Origin of the sequence: Methanosarcina sp. 2.H.T.1A.6, from assembly GCF_000979455.1 — an archaeon.
Lineage (GTDB): Archaea > Halobacteriota > Methanosarcinia > Methanosarcinales > Methanosarcinaceae > Methanosarcina.
Window position 1 is genome coordinate 13,834 of record NZ_JJOY01000045.1, and the last position, 22,946, is coordinate 36,779.

Here is a 22,946-nt window from a genome sequence, read left to right on the forward strand (position 1 = left end):
GATCTTCTAATACAACAGCAAAATGCCCTTCCCAATCATCACGCGATCCTATTACTTTTACGAGAGTTTTCGCAATGCAGGCAGAAGAGGTCATAGGTACTCGAAAAAGAATTATTTCACTTGCTGCTGGCTGCTTCGTGCGGAAAGTCTGGTCTATGGAATGATCGAGTTCAGAAAAGCTTCGTAAAAATTGGTTTAAAATAAAAAGATAAATTTAGGAAGACGTGCCTAAGGTTAATCGTAAAGTGTTGAGAAAGGTGATTGATTGGGTACTGAAAGTATTCAGACTTATAATAAAATCGAACCATCTTCATGTTCTATAAAAGATAGAATAATCCAAATTATCGGGTTCTCTGCTTTATTACTATGGCTCGCAGTATACGCAATCCAAACAATCAATTTTAACGAATATGAAGACGGTTCATTACTTAACGACGGTTCATTAATAAAAGCATTATTATTTCTGGCCATATTTTCCTTTGCGTTGTCCATTCTTCTAGGAACGTGGATATACTACAAAATAAAACGCGCTTATTCCAATGATCCGTCAAACTGGATAATTAGATTAGTTAAGTGGTTTACATTAGGACTTCTTGTTTTCATGCTGTCAATTCTGTATACATTAGTCCCAGAATCCAACAGATTCTTTACGATATACTTAATTGCATTGACGTTTGCAGTAAAATACGTAAGAGATGAAATGTTAAAAAAATGGAAAACAGAACACGAAAGAACATACATGTAAAAAGGAAAAAGCCGTCTAAAATTTCAAAATATCCATGAGTAAATCCTGGCTTAACTTGAGAGTAAAGGATGGCTTGTTCTAAGCGCCTGCACTGCATCAAGAGGGATATTCTCGTTTGTCAGCAGCCGCATCAGGCCCCTTCCTGAGAAATCTCAAAGGGATATACCTTCTCTGCCCTGAGCAAATCACTTGCATAGCTCAGACACGCCTGAATATCTTCATAGGTAAGGCCCGGATAATTCCGCAGGATCTCGGACTCTGACCAGTCTCTGGCCAGCAGATCGATTATTAACTCGACTGCAAGGCGTGTCCCTTTAATTACAGGCTTGCCCGCAAGAACTGCAGGATCAATAATGATACGTTCTCTCCAGGTCATATGATTGCACCTGATTAAAATATGAGCCTGCCATGTATTTAGGTTTAGGGTGACAACTATCATGCCCGAAAAAAGAAGTAAGATAAACTCTCTTAACCCCGGAAATCGTATTTAATCCACAGATTATAAGATTCTTACGCCAGCTTGCCTGGCGGTCCGTCAAAAGAGAAGAAATCAGAAAATAGAGACTTGAAAAAGCAATAAAAAACAATAAAAATAGACATGGAACCCCCCCTACTTCTTATGTAACTTTTACTTTTGGGCTTTTCTTTTTTCATTGTAAGACCGCTCTCCTGCGTCGAGCGTGACAAGAACGAACCGGTATGGAGAATTACTGTTGTACTGGTCAGAAATTTTTGTAATTTAGTCCTCTTGAGCGCAGCGAAAAGGACTGCGGGATCCCAAGTCGCAATTCGGGAGAGTTGCAATTCGGGTGCCGAAGCGAAACTCTGCTGGCGAAACTCGGATGAAAAACAAATAAAAAAAAGAAGTACCGGGCTGTCGTATTTTGCCCGGATACCATTTTTTAGTTAAATCAAAAGTCTTCTTATTCTTCCTGCTTTGCCTCAATGTAAATCGCAGGCCTGAAAGGTTCTGCAAACCTGGACTTCTTCTGCGGGTCATACTCCGGAGAATCGGCGCTGTAGATTTCAACAGGGCAGCCGAGTTCTTTTTCCAGGAAGGAGGCTGATTCTTTCAGAAGGGCCTGTTCATCAAGGCCGAGGTAAGCAAAGGTCTCGTAGCGTTCTGCACCGCCGCTCTTGAACTCGGGCACTAATTTCTGCACGAACTTCGGGATCTCCTTGCCAAAACGCTTCAGGTCAGGGTTTGCCATCAGGGTTTTGATCAGAGTACCGACTTCCAGAGGGGCTTCGATCTGCAGTTCGCAGGCGCACTTTATTGCTGCGGCTTTCCAGGCAGGAGAGGTATAGAGGTAGACCTTTTGAGGAGTTATCTTTGTAACCCTCAGGATCTCTTCAATATCGTCAAGGGTACTCTTTACAGACTCTTCCGCAAGTTCGGCTCCTTCGTCTATAAGGTCTTCATTGTAGAGCGGGTACTGGGCAAGGGAGATTGAGTCTTCGTGCCCCATGGCTTCCCAGATCTCTTCACAGAGGTGAGGAGTGAAAGGAGCCATAAGCTTGACCCAGTTGTCCAGCACGTAGTAAAGCAGATTTTCCCCGCCTCTCCTCTGATACCACCTGATATCGTTAAGGAGCAGGAAGAAGGAATTCTGGATGGCTTCCCGCGTCTGGATGGAGTCAAGGGCAGTGTTTGTTCCCCTGATATAGTTCTGCATCCTTGAAAGCATCCAGCGGTCGATCTGCTTTAGTTCGGTGCTCAGGTTTGCCCGTTTTCCGTTCTCGATTACATCCTTTGCAAAGGAGTAGAACCTGTCCACCTGCCTGCGGGCGGATTCTATTCCCGTATTCTGCCAGTCGGCGTCCTGGGTCTGTTCGGCTGATGAGAGGATATACATCCTTGTAATGTCTGCGCCGTAAGCGCTGACCGCGCTTTCCAGGGTAAGGATGGGACCTTTGGACTTGCTCATCTTCTGCCCTTCAAGGGAGACAAAACCATTTACTGCAAGAGCTCTTGGCCATTTATCTTCCTCAAAAAGGGCTACGTGATGGAAGAGGAAGAAGAGCAGGTGGTTAGGGACAAGGTCCTTTCCGGAAGAACGCAGGTCCACAGGATACCAGTAGTTAAAATCACGGCGGATTTCTTCAATGAGTCCGGAAGCAAGGCCTGTTTCTGCTGAAACCGCTGAAACGTCGCCTTTTCCGAGCAGGACATAATCAAAGAAGGAAAGGGTAAGCTGCTCAAGGGCAAGGTCGCCTCTCTCGATGAACCTGGCAATTATATAATAGCTCATGTAGATTGTCGAATCCCCGAGGGACTCGATCAGCCATTCCTTATCAAAGGGAAGGCGGGTCCCAAGGCCTTTCCTGCGGGCACATGCCTTATCCTTGAGCCAGTCGACCTTGTTTTCGAACTCTACCCTGTACTCTTCGGGAATAATCCGCATCTGGCTGAGGCATTTGTAAACCTTTGCTTTCCATTCGGGGTCTGAATAGTTAAGGAACCACTGTCCTTTGACCATGTTCACAACACAGGGAGTACCGCAGCGGCAGACCACGGGTTCACTGAATTCATAGAAGGATTCTCCTGCGTTTGAGGCAATGAAATCCCTGGTAAGTATGTCTTTGACCTTGGAGACCGGGTACCCGGTATATTTCCCTGTGAGCTCCTTAAGGACTCCACCGTGGAACTCTCTCCTGTACACGATCTTTGTGGCTTCCTCGGCTTTCGGGTCTTTCTGGTTTGCAATTCCCATACTTTCTACGATCTCTTTTGCAGGGAATTCCCCGAATTCGGGGACCTTGATAAGGGAAATCAGTTCGATTTTTTTGAGGTCCTCGGTAATCCCGTACTCGCTCAGGTCTGCATCATAGAGGTCACGCAGGGCAAGGTAGTCAAAAGGTGCATGTGCAGGCACGCTCATTACTATTCCGCTTCCGTTTTCAGGCCTTACGAAGGATGCAGGAAGAGAAATTACTTCATCTCCGGTTATCGGGTTTGTGAGTTTTATCCCTATGACGGATTTTGCAGGCACGTCCTCGATGTATTCCACGGTCCTGTCCGTAAAGGTCAGTTTTCTGAAAGCTTCCTTGCTGACAACCCAGAACTCTTCGTTTCCGTCTTTTTCGACTCTGGCCTTTACGTAATCCACTTTGGGGTTGACCCAGAGGTTTGTCACTCCATAGGTGGTTTCCGGCCGGAGGGTAGCACAGGGGAGAACCAGGTCTTTGTACCTGAATTTTATCAGGGTGTATTCCACAATTGTGGCTTCTTCCCCATGCAGGATATCATGGTCTTCTACAGGGTTGTTGTCGTTCGGGCACCATTTCACGGGGTGGGAGCCTTTCCCGATCAGACCCTTTTCTTCAAGCCGGACATACTGCCATTCAATGAACTTTTTGTAGGTCGGGTCAGTTGTTGTGAATTTGCGCCTCCAGTCAATGGAGTACCCGATCATGCGCATGGCTTTCTCGGCTTCCTGCTTGAAATAGTCAACGATTTTTTCAGGGGTATCGAGGGTCGGCAGGATATCTCCGGGAATCCCGTGGAGGCGTTCGTAAACGTCCATGGTCTGAGGGTCACGGCTTGCAATCAGCTCAGCAAGCCCCACAATGGGTGTGCCTGTTACGTGAAAGCCCATCGGGTAAAGCACATTGTATCCGAGCATCCTTTTGTACCTTGCCACGACGTCCCCTATAGTAAAAGTCCGAGTGTGCCCTGCATGCAGGTTCCCGTTCAGGTAAGGGTAAGGAATTGTTATGAAATACTTTTCCCGCTTATCTGGCTCAGGCTGGAAAATCCGGCTCTCATTCCATTTTTTCTGCCATTTATTTTCGATCTCATGAGGTTTATAATCCTGCTCCATTCGTGTTCACGCCCACCGATGAGTATGATAAAAGAATCTGAAGAAATCCTGGGGATATGAATAATAATCCTGAGGATATGAATAATAACAGTAAAGCAGTTTCAAGAAGCCAATTTGCGGCCTCAAGAATCCTGAATTGATTAAAGGATACCGGAATCCACTCATGTCAATCACCCGACATAAATAGATCAACTGTTTGCGGTTCCGGCACGTAAATATTTATCTTCCGACTTCTCTTTAATCGAATTCGCAAATCAAACTATCTGAGAATCAAATTCGCAAATCAAACTATCTGAGAATCAAATTCGCAAATCAGATCCGTTTTCAGGTTTTATTTCGCCTTTCCGAAGATTGCTTCCCGGATGGCATCGATATTTGCGTCCACTAAAGTAGGCTCCTCGCAGATATCGATCACGGTCTGAGGGTCTTTAAGGAGATGCCCCGTAGTAATGCATACAACGGTTTCGTCTCTGCCAATGACACCCATATCAACAAGTTTCTTAAGCCCTGCTACAGAGGCTGCACTTGCAGGTTCGACGCCTATGCCTTCAAGCCTTGCGAGGTCCTTCTGGGCTGCAAGGATTTCGTCATCATTAACAGACTCTGCAGTCCCGTGGGATTCCCGGATTGCGCTGAGGGCTTTTGTAGCGTTTACAGGGTTTCCAATCCTGATTGCAGTTGCAACGGTCTCGGGGTGCTCTTCCGGAGTGATTGCAGGAGCCCCGCTTTTGATGGCTTTTACGATGGGGCAGGAACCTTCAGCCTGGATTCCGGTCATTTTCGGGAGAGAATCGGTTATTCCAAGTATTTTGAACTCCCTGAAACCCTTATATATTGCAGTAATATTTCCTGCGTTTCCTACGGGCAGGACAACTCTGTCAGGCACTTTGAAGCCGAGCTGGTCTGCAATCTCAAAGCCGATGGTTTTCTGGCCTTCAAGCCTGTACGGGTTGATGGAGTTTAACAGGTAGATCTTTTCCTGGGAACAGAGCGTGCGCACAAGAGCAAGGGCATCGTCAAAGTTTCCACGGATGCTGAGGACCTTTGCTCCGTGCATGAGGGCCTGGGCTACTTTACCAAGGGCTACTTTCCCTGCCGGAAGCAGCACTATAACAGGGATTCCTGCTTTTGCCCCGTAGATTGCAAGAGATGCGGAGGTGTTTCCTGTAGATGCACAGGCAACGGTCTTCATCCCGAGCTCAAGCGCTTTCGTAACTCCAACAGTCATACCCCTGTCCTTGAAGGAACCGGTGGGGTTCATGCCCTCGTGTTTTACGTAGAGTTCTTTAATCCCTATCTTTTCGGCCAGGCGGTCGCATTTGTATAAAGGAGTCCCGCCTTCCCTGATGGTCACAGGCTCCCTTTCGATCGGGAGGAGTTTTGCGTACTTCCAGACCGAAGGGCATTCGGTCTTCAGTTTTTCCATGTCAAGTTTAATTGAGGAATAGTCATAAATAACATCAAGCAGCCCGTTACATTTGCTGCAGGTATAGATTACTTCATCTTTGGAATACTCTGCACCGCATTCGATACATTTCAGATGATACATTAAATTGCTCCTGTGTCTGATTATTTAGAATTATTCGGATACCGGGTTTCAAGTAGTACCCAATTTCATGCTAGTATCTATTACATGATTTCATGTTATTACACGATTTCATGTTATTACACGATTTCATGATATTACACGATTTCATGATATTACACGATTTCATGTTATTACACGATTTCATGTTATTACACGATTTCATGTTATTACACGATTTCATGTTATTACACGATTTCATGTTAGTTTATTAATACAACCCGGAGTTCGGGTCAGCATAATCTTGATTTCGGATTAGTATAATATTAGAGTTTAATAATATTTTGTATCCTTAACACTTTACTTGCTTTTAAATTATACTATTTTTAAAATTGTACTGTATTCGGGCTTTATAATAGCTCCGTAACAGCAGTCTTATAAAGCATACTCGTCCCCACGAGAATTCATCAACCCCGGAAGGTACTGAAAAGGACTTACAGATATTTAGATTTATATTTATATTTATATTTGTTTTATTAGGAAGAATTCGGGACCGAAAAGACAGAGAAAGTTAGAGGTGTTAAAAGATGAAGAAAGTTCAGGCATCTTGCAGGATCAGGTTTTTCAACTCTGTTTCAATCCAGCCGATATTCCGAAACTTCCTTGCTGAGGAAATAGCCAAGGACCGTCCTTATCAACACAACCGTACCCAGCAGAAGCAGTTCTTCCTGCGAGGGGTTCCTTACGGTTTCCAGGATGTCTGCTGCGATGAAAAACTCAAGCCCGAAGACAATTTTGTTTGTAAGCTCTTTTCTTACCTGCTGGTAGCTATAAGGTCTCTTCAAAACTTCAAGCAGGATAATCTCTGAAATTGCCCTGAGCCCGCCGTAGATAATGAGAAGAGAGCCCACAATATTGAACAGAGCAGAGAATGCGTCCAGAAACAAGCCTTCAAAATATTCAAATGTCCTTTTACCACCCCTTAAAAGCCGGATATTGAAATCCGACAAAAAGCTCCCAAATAACGTTTATAACATTTCCTTTCCCCCGGATAAATATTCTTCCTGCATCTGTCCTTCAAATAAGATTTCAGGCCTCAATTCTATTACAGGGAATATTTTCAAGTGGGGCAGAACTTCGTACTTCTTTTTTGCGGAAGCACAGCTATGAAACATGAGTAGAAACATGAGTAGAAACATGAGTATATAGAAGAGCTCCAGGAAAACAAAATCTGAAGCTCAATAATCAGAAACCCAATAAATAGGTACAAAAAAGCAAAGGTCCGGAAGAATAGCGCTATTTCCGATCCCTTCCGGGCCGAATTATCGGATCAGGTTCGGGGCAATCAGTTCTTCCGGACAGACTTATTTGTTGAGTAGTTTACTCCTGCGAGATTTCACTTCGTTTCCGGTTTTTCCGACTTCAAAGCCTTAATTTCTCCATGCTCTATGCCGTATGTTTTGACAGCTTTCGGGGCTCCGAGAAGGAGTTTTCGGATCCTGTTATAGACGCTCGGGAATTTCTGGGAATCCAGTTCTCCCAGGAGGTCTGCCAGGATCTTTACCAGTGGGATATGATACTTTGATTCCATCTGGTCTATGTTTGCAAAGGCGTTGAGCATATTGACGGTGCTGAATTCGTTTACAGAAGCCAGCTTTGTCAGGATTTCTGCAAAGAGAGCCCTGCCTTCTTCGGTCTGGAGGGATTTCTTGCGGTTGCGGGCAAAGCTTCCGTAAAGGGCACGCTGGTCATTTGTCTGTTCGATCCTGAAGGCAGGTGACCTTTCCATTTCCCGGACCAGTTCGACTGCATCAATACTGCTGTTATTTCCGATTACTGCAAGGAAGGTTTCCCAGGCAACAAGGTTCTGCTTTGATTCCGCTTCAAAGGCTCTCAGGACTTCAATCTTGTCCGGAGCCGAACTGTTAAGGTATGCGGCAAATGCGCTCAATCTGTCTGTTGCACAGGCTGCGGTCTCAAACTGCTGTTTTATCAGGGCATGGATATCAGGGGTATCGAGGGTTGCAAGTACTCCGAGACAGACATTTTTAGCCTGCCTGCTCTTGATCACCCTTGCTGATTCTTCAAGGGAAGCGTCCCGTGAAACCGAAGTATTCTCAAAGAAGTGGTAGGAAGAAATAAGGGAGTTCCTGTATTTCCAGGCAACCGCTTGCAAGAGTGTCTTCTTTACGTCAAAAAGAGCCTGATAGTGATGGGCAAACTCCTCATCTTCTACGGACTCAAAAATGGCCAGGAACTGCCCTCCAGCCCTTTCGAGAAGCTGCCGGTCATTAAAGAGCCTGTAGTAGAGTTCTATAAAGTCTTCAGAGGGGGCTGCACCCGGAACTTTAAGGAGCCTCAGCTTTTCCCGGTCCACAAGGGTATAGAAGGCGGTAAACCTGCCTGTGATGTCGCTGTCCTTCCGGACCTGCAGCAGGAGCTCTTCCTGGCTCGCCCTGTAAACGAGTTTTCCATAGAAAGAAGACTCTCTGTTCAGGGAAAGGAAAGAAGGCATGTCCACGTTTTCAACCGTAATTTCTGCAGTTTCCCCACTTATTCTTTCCAGGACTTCGGCAAGGTCATTTCCGTTTTCGTCCACAAGGGCTGCCTTGAAGGGGAACTCCCAGGGCTTTCCTCCGGCAGGGACCTGCTGTTTGAGGAAGAAAGTAAACTTCCGGGAAGGCAGGTCATATTCGGCTGAGACCTCGACTACAGGGAACTTTGTCTGCTTCAGCCAGGTTTCGGCCATTTCCTTTAAAGGCTGCCCGCTTTCTTCTTCCATGGCTTCGATCCAGTCCTGCGTGGCCGCGTTTGAGTGACTGAACTTTTTGAAGTAGCGGTCCAGGCCCCGGACAAAAGTGTCCTTGCCTATGAGAGTCTCGACCATGCGCACGTATTCGGGGGATTTTACATACGTAACGGCAGTGATCAGGTCATTTGGGTCATTGAAGCCGTCCGGGATGATGGGCATGGATGCAGCGCCCGAGTCCAGGGCAAAAGTCCCCGATGCCGGGGCAAACAGGTCAAGCAGCCTGCCGATCCTCTGGTAATCCTCTCCGAAGAGGAAAGCGTGGTACTGCTCTTCCACATGCACGGTCACAGCTTCGTTCAGCCAGATCTCAAAGGGGCTTTTTCCCGTAACCTCGGACCCGTTCTGGTTGTGGTAATATTCGTGCACCTTAACCCTGATCATGTACTCGAAAGCCGGGTCAGTGATCTGCCGGCTAGGCATTATACGGTTTGTGGTAATCGTGGTGTTCCCGACGTTTTCCATGCCCCCGAAGTCCGAGTTCTGCATCCCTATTTCCCTGTAGACAGTTCCCGTGTATTTGTACCCCGGAGTGATGGCCCCGTTGAGTTCTGCAAGCTCGCCCCTGACCTTCAGGAGTTCTTCTTCCAGAGGGGATTCGGACTTTGCATCAAGTTTTATTTTCTCTCGCTTGCGGACAAGCTCCCAGAGCTCCTTCCTGATAAGCAGCTTATCTTCATCGAACTGCTCGGCCCCTGTAAAGAGATAGACCCACATAGCCGAATCATGCAGGATGTCAAGCGCTTTTTCGGCAGCTTCTGCGTTTGAGCCGGGCGGCACAAGCAGTTCCAGCATGAAAGTATCTCCATCAGGGTACTCAAATTCCCTGCTAAAAGTCGCATATGTCCCCACGCCGAGGAAAAAGAGATATGGCGCCATCGGAGTGACGGAGTTGTCATAGACGATTTTGTCCCTCCCCGGCTTTACGGTATGCCTTGCAACAACGACGTCCCCGTTTGTGATAAGGTTCGTGTACCTCGAATCTGCAATGATGGTTGTCCTGTACGTGCACTTTGCGCACATGTCGTCAATGCAGGGCACGATCCTCTGGAACCCCCACTGCTGGCACTGCGTGATCTGCTGCGGAGGAGCCCCTGCCGGCGTTTCATCGTAATACAGCCCCTCAAGGACATTTTTGGTAGGCCTGCAAACCGTATCCGTAACAACCGCAATCTCAGTATGCGGAGGAATCACGTCCCTGAAATTGATTTCGAGAATCGCATCGTCCTGCCTGTACCTGTATGAAACCTCAGACTGTATGCAGCTCACAGCCCGGATCTCAAGGTCCCTGCAGTTTAATTCCAGCGTCTCAATAGGAGCGTCCTTTGTCCTGACCCTGAGCAGGGATTTCACATTGGTTTTGTCATCATAGACCTCAAACACCAGGTTCATATGTAAAACGTCAACAGTAAGCTCCCCGAAATCTTCAGGATAATATTTGTACAGCCTATTTTTCATAAAAATGTCACCGAGTAAAAGTTATGAAAGTTATATTGTGGAATAGGAAAGGGAGGTATGGGATTTAAAGGTGTAGTTTGAGTGGGATAGGAGAAATCCAAAGTTTTAAAATCAGATGATTCACATCAACATGTTAATATATTCCAATTTCATCTGATGTTAATCGTTTTTTAGAGAATGAACAAAGTAAAAAAGAAAAACAGTTTCGGTGAATTTCTGGATGAAACCAAAATACACAGTTCTTGATATGTTTTCTGGTGCAGGAGGACTCTCAGAGGGTTTCTTTCAGCAGGGATTTAAATTTGTATCTCATATAGAGAAAAGTAATCATGCAAGGAATTCTCTCGAAACTAGAGCGATTTACCATTCTCTGAAAGATTCCAGTAATGAAGGAATTTATAGAGATTATATTTCAGGAAATCTCAACAGAGATGAATTTATCCAAAAATTCGAAGAGCTTGACCTCCCTCCAGCTGGATTGTTACAGGGAGAAGTGGCTGAATCAAAAGAAACTACTATGATAAAAGAAATTCAAGAACATTTAAAAGTCATTGATAGTGATTCTGTTGATGTAGTCATAGGAGGGCCACCATGTCAGGCTTATTCTGTTGCTGGGAGAGGCAGGAAGCCAAAGGAAATGAAGGAAGATCCCCGTAATTATCTATACAGGCATTACGTTTCATTCTTAAAAAGCTTTGAGCCAAAAATTTTTGTATTCGAAAACGTTCCGGGAATTAAAAGTGCTATAGATGGGATTATTTACTCAAATTTGCATGAGGAATTGAAAAAACTTGGATATACAACAGAAGCCCATATACTGAATGCAAAAGATTTTAGTGTACTTCAGGAAAGAAACCGGATAATATTTATTGGCTGGAAAGATGAGTATGATCTTTCATATCCGGACTTTTTAAAAACTCCTCTCAGCAGGTTCCATGTCTCATCCCTTTTGAAAGACCTTCCCCCATTACAAGCCGGTGAAGGTACTGATAGTCCTGCAAAATATACAAAGCCATTCTCATGGTCATCTGAATATCTTCAAAGATTTAAGATTAGAGAAAAGAAAGATATACTCATTCAACACAACGCAAGAATACATAATTCCAGAGATCGTACCATATACAGACGTGCAATTGAAAAATGGGATAAAGAAAGAAAACGGCTGAAATATGATGAACTACCTCAGGAACTCCAGACACATAAAAATAAAACGTCGTTTCTGGACAGATTTAAGGTGGTCAATCAGTATGGTTACTCCCATGCCATACTTGCTCACATATCAAAGGATGGCCACTATTTCATTCATCCTGATATCAAACAGGCAAGATCTCTGACAGTTAGAGAAGTGGCAAGAATACAGTCATTTCCTGATAATTATAAATTCGAAGGCCCTCGAATCGCGCAGTATGCACAGATTGGCAATGCTGTGCCTCCTCTTATGGCTAAAGGGATAGCAGTTGAAATAGAGAAGATGCTTGAAGAGATTTCATGAATACAGTTACCAGAGATAAAGAATATTTCTCAAAAATAAAAATAATAAGAACTGAACTTCTTATATGGGGAGAGGAAAATCTCAGGAAATTTCCATGGAGAGAAACCTCTGATCCCCATAAAATTACCGTTGCTGAAGTGATGCTTCACAGAACGAAAGCTAATCAGGTAAAAGATATTTACGAACAGTTTATTATTAAATATCCTGATTTTGAGTCAATTGTTAAAGCTGGCCGTGAAGCAATAAAAGATGATTTAAAATCCCTTGGACTTTTCTGGCGTGCAGATTTACTTTACGATATGGCCGTTGAAGTTGTAGAAAAATATGGTGGAAAACTGCCTCTGGAAAGGAAAAAATTGATGGCAATGCCTGGAGTAGGAAATTATATCTCAGCGGCCATCCTATGTTTTGGATATAACCTTCCCGAACCAGTACTCGATACAAATACTGTGCGTGTTTTAGGAAGAATTTTTGGGTTGAAAATTACAGATTCCTCAAGGAGAAGCAAACTTTTCTATGGAATTATGTATGATCTTGTTAATTTCTGGGATCCCAGAACCGTTTCTTTCGCTTTAATTGATTTTTCAAATGCGGTTTGTATTCCTAGAGATAAACCTAGATGTGAAATTTGTAGTCTTAGAGACATCTGTATATATTACTTAGAACTGTAAATCCCTTACAATTACGATTCTTAATTCCTTTTTATCTAAATTCTTTTTTGAATATAGTTATTCAAAAATAAATGTAATATATTCATTTAGGACTATATGAATATAGAGAAACAATTCTATCGAAAAATATTTAAACCAATTTTAGAATACTAACTTAGTATAATAGTCTTGAATATTTAACAGATCAGATCTTTGATAATTCATTTTGATTGAATATTTATTGGACTGGACGGAGTGAGAATGTGCGGGAAAAATATATTGAAGAGTTGATAAAAGAAGTTTTAGGACCAAGAAATGGATCTGAAGAAACAATAATTGGAGCAGATCCTTATACAGAATACATCACTGGAGTTATTATTCCAAAGGATTGCAAACAAAGAGAACTTGGTCCAGATTCGGAAATTCTCAATATTGAGGGGGATGATAAGGGGGCAGAAGACACTGATTCACGAGAAAAAACGCTTTCAATCCTCCCATCTGAGCTTGATCCTCGTGTAAGATCCAAATCATTTGGAATATCTTTTTTAGTTAAGGGTAAAGATCCTTATTTGAAAGTCTGTGTAACTTGGGGAAGATATTTCAAAAAAGAACTTACTTCAGAAAATTCTGATAGAAAGAAAGTTACAGAAACGGAAATTTTTTGGAAACGAAAACCTTATTGTAAAATTATTAATCTCAATATGTCTGGAGAATCCTCTAAAGAAATAACTGTTTACGAGGGAATAGATGGAAAAATTGTATTGAATAGTCGGGGGATAAAGGTCAATGATTCACTCCATATTATTCTGAGTCTTATAAATGAGTTAAAGATCGGAGATTGTTATGGAGACAAAGTGATTGAATCGTCTCTTTATCAGCCTTCTATACGTGTCATTCTTGGAAATAATTGCAAACTAGAGTCAATTGATTCCGAAGAAAATGATGAGCTTAACTTTATTTACAGAGAAAATCCTGTTATCGCAAGAGGTCACATGTGTTCCTCGATATGGAAGGATGTCGATTATCAAAATAAACTTGACATAAAAGTATTATGGCCTGATGGTATTCATTTTGATGATTGTCATGAATTCACAACATGTGATGTAAGAAGTGAGTTTGTTCCTCTTTATCCAAATCCAGCACCTCTTTTTGAATGGATAAATTCTGAAATCTCGAATTCTCCAGTCTTCTCAGCTTTAAAATTATCCGAAATGTGGGATGAAACAGAAATAAAAGATTATTTAAATCCTATCCTAAAAAGTTATGAAAAATGGATTCAAAAGAATGAAACTTCACTTGAGGATTTTTCAGATAAGGATAAAATTATCGCAAAAAAAATCATAGATAAACAAAAAATTTGCCTTAAAAGGATTAATGGAGGAATAGAATGTCTTCAAAAAGATACAGATATTCTTTTGTCATTTTGCTTTGCCAATAAAGTTATATGGTTACAAAATCTCTGGAAAAAGGACGGAAAACTGGAGGAAAGTGATATTGATTTTGTTTGGAGACCATTCCAACTTGCATTTTTCTTAATGAATCTGGAATCTCTATCCAATAAAGACTCTGGATTCAGAGACTACGTTGATTTACTGTGGGTACCTACAGGAGGAGGAAAAACAGAGTCTTATCTTGCAATGATGGCCTTTGTTATGGCTTTAAGAAGAAGGAATGCACAGGCAAGACTTCGGAATGGAGATAAAGATAACAAAGATATAACTGGGGCAGGAACGTCCATAATTTCCAGGTATACATTACGTCTGTTAACTGTCCAACAATTTAGAAGAACACTTGTTATGATTACGGCAGCAGAATACCTACGTGTTTTGAATAAGCAGGGACTTTCTGGATGGAGGCCACAAAAGTGTTCTATATCCGAAGATTGGCTATACGGAACGGTAAGATTTTCTGTGGGAATGTGGGTAGGAGGAGGGGTATCTCCTAACCATCTCCGTGGTGAACAAGGAGCGATTAAGGCATTACAAAACAGTTCATCGTCAGAAGGTGAACCTGCTCAGATAGTAAAATGTCCAGTATGTGGCAGTTGGCTTGCTGTTCCCAGTTCGGGTTTACCAGCTGGGGTTAATAAAATATATCTCGTAATTAAGTATGAAAAAACTCTCTCTGAATTGAAGAGTCACGTTTCAAAGCTTATATCAGTTTCTGATTTGGTTACGGAAATTCAAGTTTCAGATAATAGATGCCTTAGCAACTGTTTCATAATGTATATTGCACTTGACAGCTCCAGAAAAGTTGACGAAAAAGAGTTTGATGATATTATTTCGAAACTTGAAAAAGAGCTTAAAGTTAAAGTTGTCTCTTTCAGACCGTCACGACCTGGTTATTTCCCTTCATACAATGAAGTTGGAAGAAAAAAAGACTCACCTGTTGATTTTGAAATTTTTTGCCCGAATCCTGAATGTGATCTTAACAGTGATGTTAATTATAAGGAAGGTGTGCCCTCAAATGTTTCTGGAAATTCAAAAAAGAAATTACCAGACGGTCTGTTTGTGAAGGACAATTCTTCCCCATTTGCTGAAAATTCACATATTCCTATTCCAGCATATACAGTTGATGAACAGATATACCATAGATGTCCAACTATTATTGTAAGTACAGCAGATAAAATAGCAAGACTGGCTTTTGAGCCCAGGTCTAGTTCTATATTTGGAAACGTGAAAAAATATAATGGATTTTATGGTTACTATCGTGATGATTCAGAAGAATTATTACCAAACAATTACACCAAAAGTGCAATTTCAAAGTATTCCACTAATGTAAATCCATTCCTTCCGCCTGATATGATAGTACAGGATGAACTTCATTTAATGGATGGGCCCTTGGGTAGTATGTTTGGTATTTATGAGTGTATTGTTGATGGTCTTATCCGTGAATCAGGCGGAATTCCAAAGTATATTGCATCTTCTGCAACTGTTAATGATGCAGCGATTCAAGTTAAAAGTCTTTTTAATAGACCGTTATTCCAGTTTCCGGCATACGGTCTAACTTTCAAAGATAGTTTTTTTGTAAGAATGCCTGTCTGGTCATCTGGATGGGATGAAAATAGACCCGGAAGAGTTTACATGGGGATCTATGCACCAGGAAGAGGTCCGTTGACACCAATTATAAGAATATGGTCAAGGATGCTGCAGACTGGTGAAGAGAATTGCTCTGAAAAGGACATTATAAATTTCTGGACTCTTGTAGGTTACTTTAATTCCATTAGGGAGTTAGGAGGGAATAGATCACTTTTTAGAGAAGACATTATTGAAAGGTTAAATAATATTTCCAAAGGTTCAGTTCGAAATTTGGATGCAGAAAAGGTTGTTGAACTTTCAAGCCGGATAAACTCTACTGATATTCCACAGCTACTTGAAGAACTGGAACAGGGAAAGAAACGCACTATTAATGAAAACCCTGATGCTATATTCACCACATCAATGTTTGGAACTGGTGTAGATATTCCTCACTTATCCTTGATGGTTGTAAACGGGCAACCCAAAACAACATCTCAGTACATTCAGGCAACTGGTCGCGTGGGAAGAGATCATGGAGCTCTGGTTGTCACATTTTATAAAGCTGGGAGAGCAAGAGATCTTAGCCATTATGAAATATTTACAGGGTACCATCATAGAATAAACATCGAGGTAGAACCTGCTTCTGTTTCTCCTTTTTCAGACGGATGTTTAGAGAAAGCAGCGGGTCCTGCAATTGTTTCTTTTCTAAGAAATATGCCTGATCCCAGTTCTAGATGGTTTGTTGAATCAGGTCATATTATTCAAAGTGAGGAGTCATTGAATGACTTCGAAAGGTTTTTGAGTAGATGCTTACCTCGTGATGTTTCCAAAAAAGCGATCCAGTGTTTCCGTTCTCAGTATGATCGATGGCTTGGAATCTCACAAAAGCTTGGTTTCACTAAAAATTTGGTTTATAATGAGTATACTCTATATAGGCCTCCTGAAAAAAATGTAATACTTGGAGATCCAGCACATGAAAAGGTTGGTTTATGTGTTGTTTACAAAAACGCTCCACAATCTCTTCGTGAAATAGAAGAAACTACTGCGTTTGAGGTATAAATATGACAAGGGAATTTCAGCATATAAGCAGATCGCAGTTTGTTCTTACTTATGGTCCGGGTTCCGTAATTGAAACTAAAAAAGGACCTCGGATTATTCCATCTCTGGAAAAAGGACTTGGTGAGAACTTTAACCCGGATACTTTTCGAAGATTTGAAATCGCAGAGACAAGGATTTCCAAGTACATTAAAAGCAGATCGGAAGAAAAAACGAATATTCGCATATTAGCTTTGCCTACAAACGCTGGACTTGGAAAGCAAAGCAATTATCGCGTTTACTCAACATATGTTTTCCCAGTGTGGAAAGTCTGCTATGGAAGAAGAGGAAATCATGCCCCCATTTTGTATAACGGATCTAAATGTCCTCTATGTGAAACTAACGATGAATCTTCTGCAGTTAGATTTGTTGCAGCATGTCCAGATGGTCACCTCGATGAAGTAAACTGGAATTATGCTGTCCATAAAAGCTCATCATGTAAACCAGACTACTTCCGCTGGAAAGCAAACGGAAGTTCTCTAGAAGATATTATCATAGAATGCCCTATTTGTAGAGCTAGAAAAAATATGAAGGAAATTTACAAAATGAATTTTTTCTGTAAGGGAAGAATTCCTGAAAGAGAATCTCCTTCTAGCGATTATTTTCCCATTTATACCAAGCCTGATAGGTCAAAAAATTGTGAAAAAATAATGAAAATAATGCAGAGGCAGTCAACTTCACTCAGGGTTCCTGAAACAATGACCCTTTTGACAATTCCAGAATTCGATAATCAGATATCAAGAATTCTTCAAAGGTATGATGTTTCAATAGCTCTTGATACAATGGTGAAAATGCCTTCCGATATTTTACTTAGGATGGATGCTAATACTGTTATAGACTGGATTACAAGTAGTTTAAAAGGAAGAATTCCTGATGATTCGCTTGAAGTTATAAGTAAAGAAATTAGAGAAAAAGGTGTATTAGAATTCTGTGATCTTTATAAACGCTTAAACGATGAAAACAAATCTTTCATGAGTTTAATGTATGAAGAATTTGATTCACTGCTATCAGGAGCAGGAAGTTCAACCAAAAATTTTGTTATGGGGCATCCAAAAAAGATAATCTCAACCTCACCTCTCATTCCTGAATTGCTTGTTCACCCGATTAGTAAGATCAGAACAATCACAGTTCAGCTTGGCTACAGACGTATAGTATCAACTGCAGATGAAAGTGAACCCCAATTATTAGTCTCATCAGGTGTGTATTTGCCTTCGGATGGAAGTATCTGGTATCCAGGGTATGAAGGATTTGGTGAAGGTATATTCATTACATTTGGTGAAAGAAAAGTGCCTGATCTAACCTCAAAACCTGCTTACAACCTATGGAAAGAATATGCAGCGTCGGGTATGAAGTCTGATTCAGGATGGTCGGAGGTTTCTGCTGAACCCGAATTTGTCTGGCTCCATACACTTTCTCATGCAATCATCAGAGCTTTATCCTCACACACCGGTTATTCAGCAGTTTCACTGAGGGAAAGAGTTTACATATCTCGTGATGGAAAAAATGGGGGTATTCTTATTTATAATACATCTCCAGGAGAAGATGGAGGGATGGGGGGACTTGTAGGATCAGTAGATATATTCCACGAAATTATCAATAGTGCAGTTGGGAATATTTTGCTTTGTTCTAATGATCCACTTTGCTGTGATGTAACTAAATCAGCAGAATGTGTAAATGGAGCGGCGTGTTATAGTTGTCTTTTGATTTCTGAAACTTCATGTGAACATAGAAACCTTTGGCTTGATAGGCATCTTCTCATTGGAGATTGACGATGATTGAAGAAATTGTTCCTGTGGCTACAGGTGAAAAATGGGTTGGATACGGGATAAGATCATTTAGATCGGTAATCAATGATCTGATTTCGAATTCCACTAATGAACTTTCTCTTACAGCTTATGTTCTCACAGATATGAGCATTGTGAATAAATTGAGAAAGGCATTAGAAAGAGGAGTCAAGGTTGAAATATACTTATACGGTGATGAATTTGCGATAAGAAACGAGGCTGTAGATTATATACTAAATCTACAAAAAGAATTTAATTATCTAAAAATACACAGAGTTGAAGATGAAATACTTCATGCTAAAGTTCTTGTTGCTGATGGCAAAAAAGTTCTTTCTGGATCGGCTAATTTTACATTTAGTGGAATGACAAATAATTATGAGCTTGGTTTTCTAGTAGAGGATCCATCTATAGCGCTCCAGATTTTAAAATTAATAAAAAAGTTGGAGAAGAAATGAGAACTTATTACCATTTTGCTTATACTTGTCCCAATTGTCATGAACCTCACGTAACTGGGAAACCAATTGAATTTATTGACAAGAAACATCTTAGATGTTCTTCTTGCAATGCATTATTCTATACTGAAGTAAATATTTTCACAGAATCATTTCCCGAAACTGTAAAGTATGTTACAGAAAAGGAAGGAAAGAGATCGGAAAATTATCTTTCCCATTTGCCTCTTATATGGAAAGTTGTGCCAAATGACATCGAAAAATCTTATCTTGACTGGATAAAAGATAATCCTAAAGGAATATTCCTTGTCACTTGGCCATGGAATGACCTTCGTTTCATCCCCCTTCTCGCATCAGAATATCTTTTAACTTTCCCTAACAGAAAAGTTGCAGTCATTGGAAATTACTCAACAAATAATGAAAGTAAATATTATGTACCTACATATTCTTCGTATGATGTATTTAGTAAGACTGTTTATATTGAGGGTGAAGATAATTTTTTTCCACCTAAATTAAAACAAGAAAGCAACAATCTTAAAAGGGAAATGATTTTCGAAAAAGAAGATGTTGTAGAAGTTAAATATAGAAAGTTTGGTGAAAATGAAACAAGAAATAAATTATGTCACGGTACTGTAAGAAAGTGTAAAAATTCAATCCTTAGAGAAGCAAAAGAACTTGGAGATAATTTTTTAAGAGAAATTTCTGTTCCTAAAAACGATGGAAAAAAAATTGAAGTTATAAATGAAAATGGAGAATGGAATGTTTCTCTTGAAAAGCAAACTCGATGGACAGGGAGTCTTAACTATAAGAAGATATGGCTTTGGGAACTCCTTGTTAACTCTACAAAATTAAAAAATTGTGGAACGGAAATTGAGTCGTTTTTTCACGATGAAGAAGCTGCTGAAGAAATTCTTGATAAAAAAATCAAGTTACACTTTTTTTCAATTGAATCTGAAATTTCGGAGGTACTTAGAAGCATAAAAATAGTATCTCCTGATGTTCTTATAATTGAAAATATGGATGAAATCATCTCGGATTCCAGGTACGTTGGCCCTAGAACGGAAAAGTTAATGGAGTTTTTGAGAAAAACTGATATCAGCACAGTTCTGATGTTTTCGACTAATCCAGATATCCGTCACTTATATAGAATTGGTGCAAATGAAACCGTTTTTGGTTCTATCAGGGTATTATTTCACACTTGGGATTCCCCCACTTTTCTTGGTGATCTGAATCCTGATAGTGATTCAAGACATCCAAATCCTTTGTCTTCAAAAATGGAACAAATGCCTAAAGAAAAGCTTAGAGAAATTAAGCCAGAATACATTTCGATTGATTCTTACGATGAGATTTCTGAGTTATTGGGGAAATGCTTGAAGAGTATCGATGAGGAAACTAAGAAAGATGTAAAGCTGTATTTTTCTAGAGTTTTTTCAACACTTTTAAATGTGGTCGGAGAATACGGAAAACCTGAAATCCTATCTGTGATGAAGCAATGGAATTACCCATTGACTTATGATATTTTATTTACTGATCTCAGCCAGAAAATTGAACAAGAACTCTTCACTTCTTTAAATGATTCTATAAGAAAAGTTTTCTATACTGATTCATATATTCAGAGGAATCCCCTTAGAGAAAAAATGCGGGATATTGTCAGGGATATATTCAAGAAAAATAATGGGTGTTACATTACGATAATTGTTCCTCGCTTTGAATCCAAAGGAGCTGAACGTTTACTTCGTCAAGAGGATTCAATACCAGAACAAATTTCATCTTTTCTAACTGTGTGTAGTTGGGAGAAATTAGGAAGTATTGAAAGGATTGTTCCAGAGGGCTTCAAACATTTTGTACTATCTACAGGATATCCATCTTTAAGTTATAATTTGCATTCTTCTGATGTTGATAAATTTTTCTTTGTTGGAACTAATAAAACAATCGGAAGGATAAAAGAAATCATAGACAAGAGACTACTTGAGATAAACGCCTATCCTGTTGTCAGAATTTATGATGACACTCCTGCACCTTGCCTGCTAAGAGGTCTTTTGTCTAAAGTTAACTTTGATGAAAATGAAAAATTACAATATATTGATGATATTGAATTGGGCGAGGAAGAGTATTCTATGCCTTATTCTGGAGTGAGTATTTATGGAAAAACTTCAGATATTATAGATGAATATAATAATTATTATAAGTTAACTTGTGGAGAGACAGCTATTCTGTGCATTGATTCTCAAAATAGAGGTTTATTTCTTCCTCTTGATAGAGATATTATGCTTAAGGATGGAAATTCTTTCAGAGAAATATCCTTTAGTCTTGACTCTTCCACTTCCTCGATGAAGAGAGAATTAATTAATACGGAAGTTATTCTCAATCGTTTGGGTTTCTATCAATCGTTTAGATCTATATTTTTTAAATTCATGATGAAATGGGGAGACAAACTTCAATTCCAGAAAGGACCGTTTGAGTGGAAGGGATTTAAACAATTATTCAATGATTCGATTCTATGGATTGATCTTCTGGAGCGAACAATTGAAACTTTTGCAGAACAGAATAGTATCTCTCCCCAAAAGTCAAAGGATGAAATTGCAAAGATTCTAGCAGATTCAGGAATTACCGCAAAGAATCCTGATTACATTTCTAGTTGGTGGACAAATTATGAAGAAGTTATGGTTGATTCTGAAACATATAAATTGTATCGAACAGAACATCCCTTCACTCCTCAAGATATGAGAATTATTTTTAAATATATATCTGAAATATCCTCTTTTTTAACAGCTGATACAATGATTGCGGAGAAATCATACGCAGCTGCTCTTACAATTCAAAATTTAAGGCGAAATGTGTTTAAGAGCTCTAATAAAAAGGAGGATAAGTACTCATATATATACTCAAAACTTGAAAAGCAAATGAGTCAACTTATAAGAGATGCAGAATTATTCAAGGTTGATTTCGTTGAAAAGGTTAATGTCTCAAAAGAAATTGAAGCGATGAAAGTAATCTATGACTATAACGATTTTTTTGAAAGCTTGAATTGAGTATTTATGCTCTCTATTAGGTCATTCATTTTTCGGTTTTAAGTATCATCCCAATACTGACAAAAATAAAAACTGAGTCTTGAAAGTCTTCTCTCTTATGAATGAAGCGTAGGCAGCAACTTATAAAATCGTGGCCAGTTTTCCTGAATACGTCCAAGACAGTGCCAGAATCTCCACAAACATCCTCTACTTTTATATTTGATAGGACTTACGCAGATGAACAAAAAACCAGTATTGGGAAGTACCAAACGGTCTACAGCACAATATTCTTGGTAAGCCCTTATGTGCTTGGTTTTACTTATCAAGTGCGTAACTCCTATTTGAGAATCCCTAGAATACGGTTTATGGTAAAAGAACATTTCAAGGATGTCTGTAAATATTGCTTCCATGCTTGTCCTTTCAGTGTGTCTGATTATCCTGGCATTAGTGGTTTCAAAGTGGTTTAACTCCCATTCGAGGAAGTCTTTGGCGTCTTCAAAGCTTTCAAAATTCCCAATCAGGTAGGTCTCACCGTCTGCTGTAGACGCCGCTTCGATACCATAAGAATCAATATATTTCGGCTCTTCTTTAAAAGCCGCAGTTTCTTCGCGGCTCCCTCCACTCTCCCCAGAGATCGGATGCTCCGGATTTTCATCTCCGTAAGCAGCCACATTAAAGTTTTTCCCGCCTTCTTCTCCTGACCCTTCTCCCACCAATTTGTCCAGCTTTTCGGAAACAATAAACCTTTCGAGCATCAGGATAATTTTTGCTTTCGGGCTGCTGGGATTTAACTGGTAAAACCGGATGTTTCCTGCTCTGCCTTTCTCTTCGACAATTCCTTCTGCAACTAATTTATTCAGATGCTTGTAGACGGTTGCTTTTGAAACGCCCGTCATCCGGACTATATCGGCAATATACAGTTTGTCGTCATGGTTTCTGCAAATACTTCAATTATCTTTGCCTGGGGACAGTCCCCGAAGATTTCAGATAAAACAGACATGGTTTCGCCTATAGTATAGGATTTAGCCTTTAGCGTATAATAATTAGACGCTTTTATTGTTTTTTAGTTTTTTGAATTGCTGAAAAA

Annotated in this window: 13 protein-coding genes; 7 read left to right on the plus strand and 6 right to left on the minus strand. The window is 40.4% G+C overall.

Features of this window, described 5'->3' with window-relative positions:
- Window positions 1–265 precede the first annotated feature (265 nt).
- The gene (locus EO98_RS13380; protein WP_048140403.1) at window positions 266–745 is read left to right on the plus strand and encodes a hypothetical protein; all 480 of its coding nucleotides are present in this window, start codon (window positions 266–268) and stop codon (window positions 743–745) included.
- 130 nt (window positions 746–875) lie between these two features.
- Here EO98_RS13380 and EO98_RS13385 read toward each other — a convergent pair whose 3' ends face one another.
- The 5 genes from EO98_RS13385 to EO98_RS13405 all read right to left on the minus strand — a co-directional run bounded on the left by EO98_RS13385 (window position 876) and on the right by EO98_RS13405 (window position 10,361).
- Window positions 876–1,121 (minus strand): DUF433 domain-containing protein, encoded by a 246-nt coding sequence (locus EO98_RS13385; RefSeq protein WP_048140405.1) that lies wholly within the window; start codon window positions 1,119–1,121, stop codon window positions 876–878.
- A 547-nt stretch (window positions 1,122–1,668) separates the two neighbouring features.
- Complete coding sequence (gene leuS / locus EO98_RS13390) at window positions 1,669–4,569, minus strand: leucine--tRNA ligase (RefSeq protein WP_048140407.1); 2,901 nt, start codon at window positions 4,567–4,569, stop codon at window positions 1,669–1,671.
- Window positions 4,570–4,900: 331 nt separating this feature from the next.
- The gene (gene thrC / locus EO98_RS13395) at window positions 4,901–6,118 is read right to left on the minus strand and encodes a threonine synthase (RefSeq protein WP_048140409.1); all 1,218 of its coding nucleotides are present in this window, start codon (window positions 6,116–6,118) and stop codon (window positions 4,901–4,903) included.
- Between the two features lie 611 nt (window positions 6,119–6,729).
- The gene (locus tag EO98_RS13400; RefSeq protein WP_048133197.1) at window positions 6,730–7,041 is read right to left on the minus strand and encodes a DUF1622 domain-containing protein; all 312 of its coding nucleotides are present in this window, start codon (window positions 7,039–7,041) and stop codon (window positions 6,730–6,732) included.
- A gap of 449 nt (window positions 7,042–7,490) precedes the next feature.
- Window positions 7,491–10,361: a M1 family metallopeptidase gene (locus tag EO98_RS13405; protein ID WP_048140411.1), complete on the minus strand. Its 2,871-nt coding sequence runs from the start codon at window positions 10,359–10,361 to the stop codon at window positions 7,491–7,493.
- Window positions 10,362–10,581: 220 nt separating this feature from the next.
- On the opposite strand from EO98_RS13405, the gene EO98_RS13410 reads away from it, so the two are divergent.
- From EO98_RS13410 to EO98_RS13435, 6 genes are all read left to right on the plus strand, one after another.
- A complete protein-coding gene (locus tag EO98_RS13410) occupies window positions 10,582–11,853 on the plus strand; it encodes a DNA cytosine methyltransferase (protein WP_048140413.1) in 1,272 nt (423 codons plus the stop codon).
- Window positions 11,850–12,524 carry a DNA glycosylase gene (locus tag EO98_RS13415; protein ID WP_048140415.1) on the plus strand — a complete coding sequence of 225 codons (675 nt, stop codon included), beginning with the start codon at window positions 11,850–11,852 and terminating at the stop codon, window positions 12,522–12,524. Before EO98_RS13410 ends, EO98_RS13415 begins: the two co-directional genes overlap by 4 nt.
- A gap of 242 nt (window positions 12,525–12,766) precedes the next feature.
- On the plus strand, window positions 12,767–16,579 hold the full coding sequence (gene drmA / locus EO98_RS13420; RefSeq protein ID WP_048140418.1) for a DISARM system helicase DrmA: 3,813 nt from the start codon (window positions 12,767–12,769) through the stop codon (window positions 16,577–16,579).
- Between the two features lie 2 nt (window positions 16,580–16,581).
- Window positions 16,582–18,384, plus strand: coding sequence for a DUF1998 domain-containing protein (gene drmB / locus EO98_RS13425; RefSeq protein ID WP_048140420.1), 1,803 nt, complete (start codon window positions 16,582–16,584; stop codon window positions 18,382–18,384).
- A gap of 2 nt (window positions 18,385–18,386) precedes the next feature.
- On the plus strand, window positions 18,387–18,854 hold the full coding sequence (locus tag EO98_RS13430) for a phospholipase D-like domain-containing protein (RefSeq protein WP_048140422.1): 468 nt from the start codon (window positions 18,387–18,389) through the stop codon (window positions 18,852–18,854).
- Window positions 18,851–21,880, plus strand: coding sequence for a hypothetical protein (locus EO98_RS13435; protein WP_048140424.1), 3,030 nt, complete (start codon window positions 18,851–18,853; stop codon window positions 21,878–21,880). The genes EO98_RS13430 and EO98_RS13435 overlap by 4 nt, the downstream gene beginning before the upstream one ends.
- A gap of 95 nt (window positions 21,881–21,975) precedes the next feature.
- Here the strand turns inward: EO98_RS13435 and EO98_RS13440 are convergent, their stop codons facing one another.
- On the minus strand, window positions 21,976–22,803 hold the full coding sequence (locus EO98_RS13440; protein WP_156161137.1) for a helix-turn-helix domain-containing protein: 828 nt from the start codon (window positions 22,801–22,803) through the stop codon (window positions 21,976–21,978).
- Window positions 22,804–22,946 lie beyond the last annotated feature (143 nt).

Excerpts from the sequence above, each read along its gene's own strand:
- EO98_RS13385 (WP_048140405.1), bottom strand. The coding sequence starts at position 1,121 with ATGACCTGGAGAGAACGTATCATTATTGATCCTGCAGTTCTTGCGGGC.
- leuS (WP_048140407.1), bottom strand. The coding sequence starts at position 4,569 with ATGGAGCAGGATTATAAACCTCATGAGATCGAAAATAAATGGCAGAAA.
- thrC (WP_048140409.1), bottom strand. The coding sequence starts at position 6,118 with ATGTATCATCTGAAATGTATCGAATGCGGTGCAGAGTATTCCAAAGAT.
- EO98_RS13405 (WP_048140411.1), bottom strand. The coding sequence starts at position 10,361 with ATGAAAAATAGGCTGTACAAATATTATCCTGAAGATTTCGGGGAGCTT.
- EO98_RS13410 (WP_048140413.1), top strand. The coding sequence starts at position 10,582 with ATGAAACCAAAATACACAGTTCTTGATATGTTTTCTGGTGCAGGAGGA.
- EO98_RS13415 (WP_048140415.1), top strand. The coding sequence starts at position 11,850 with ATGAATACAGTTACCAGAGATAAAGAATATTTCTCAAAAATAAAAATA.
- drmB (WP_048140420.1), top strand. The coding sequence starts at position 16,582 with ATGACAAGGGAATTTCAGCATATAAGCAGATCGCAGTTTGTTCTTACT.
- EO98_RS13430 (WP_048140422.1), top strand. The coding sequence starts at position 18,387 with ATGATTGAAGAAATTGTTCCTGTGGCTACAGGTGAAAAATGGGTTGGA.
- EO98_RS13435 (WP_048140424.1), top strand. The coding sequence starts at position 18,851 with ATGAGAACTTATTACCATTTTGCTTATACTTGTCCCAATTGTCATGAA.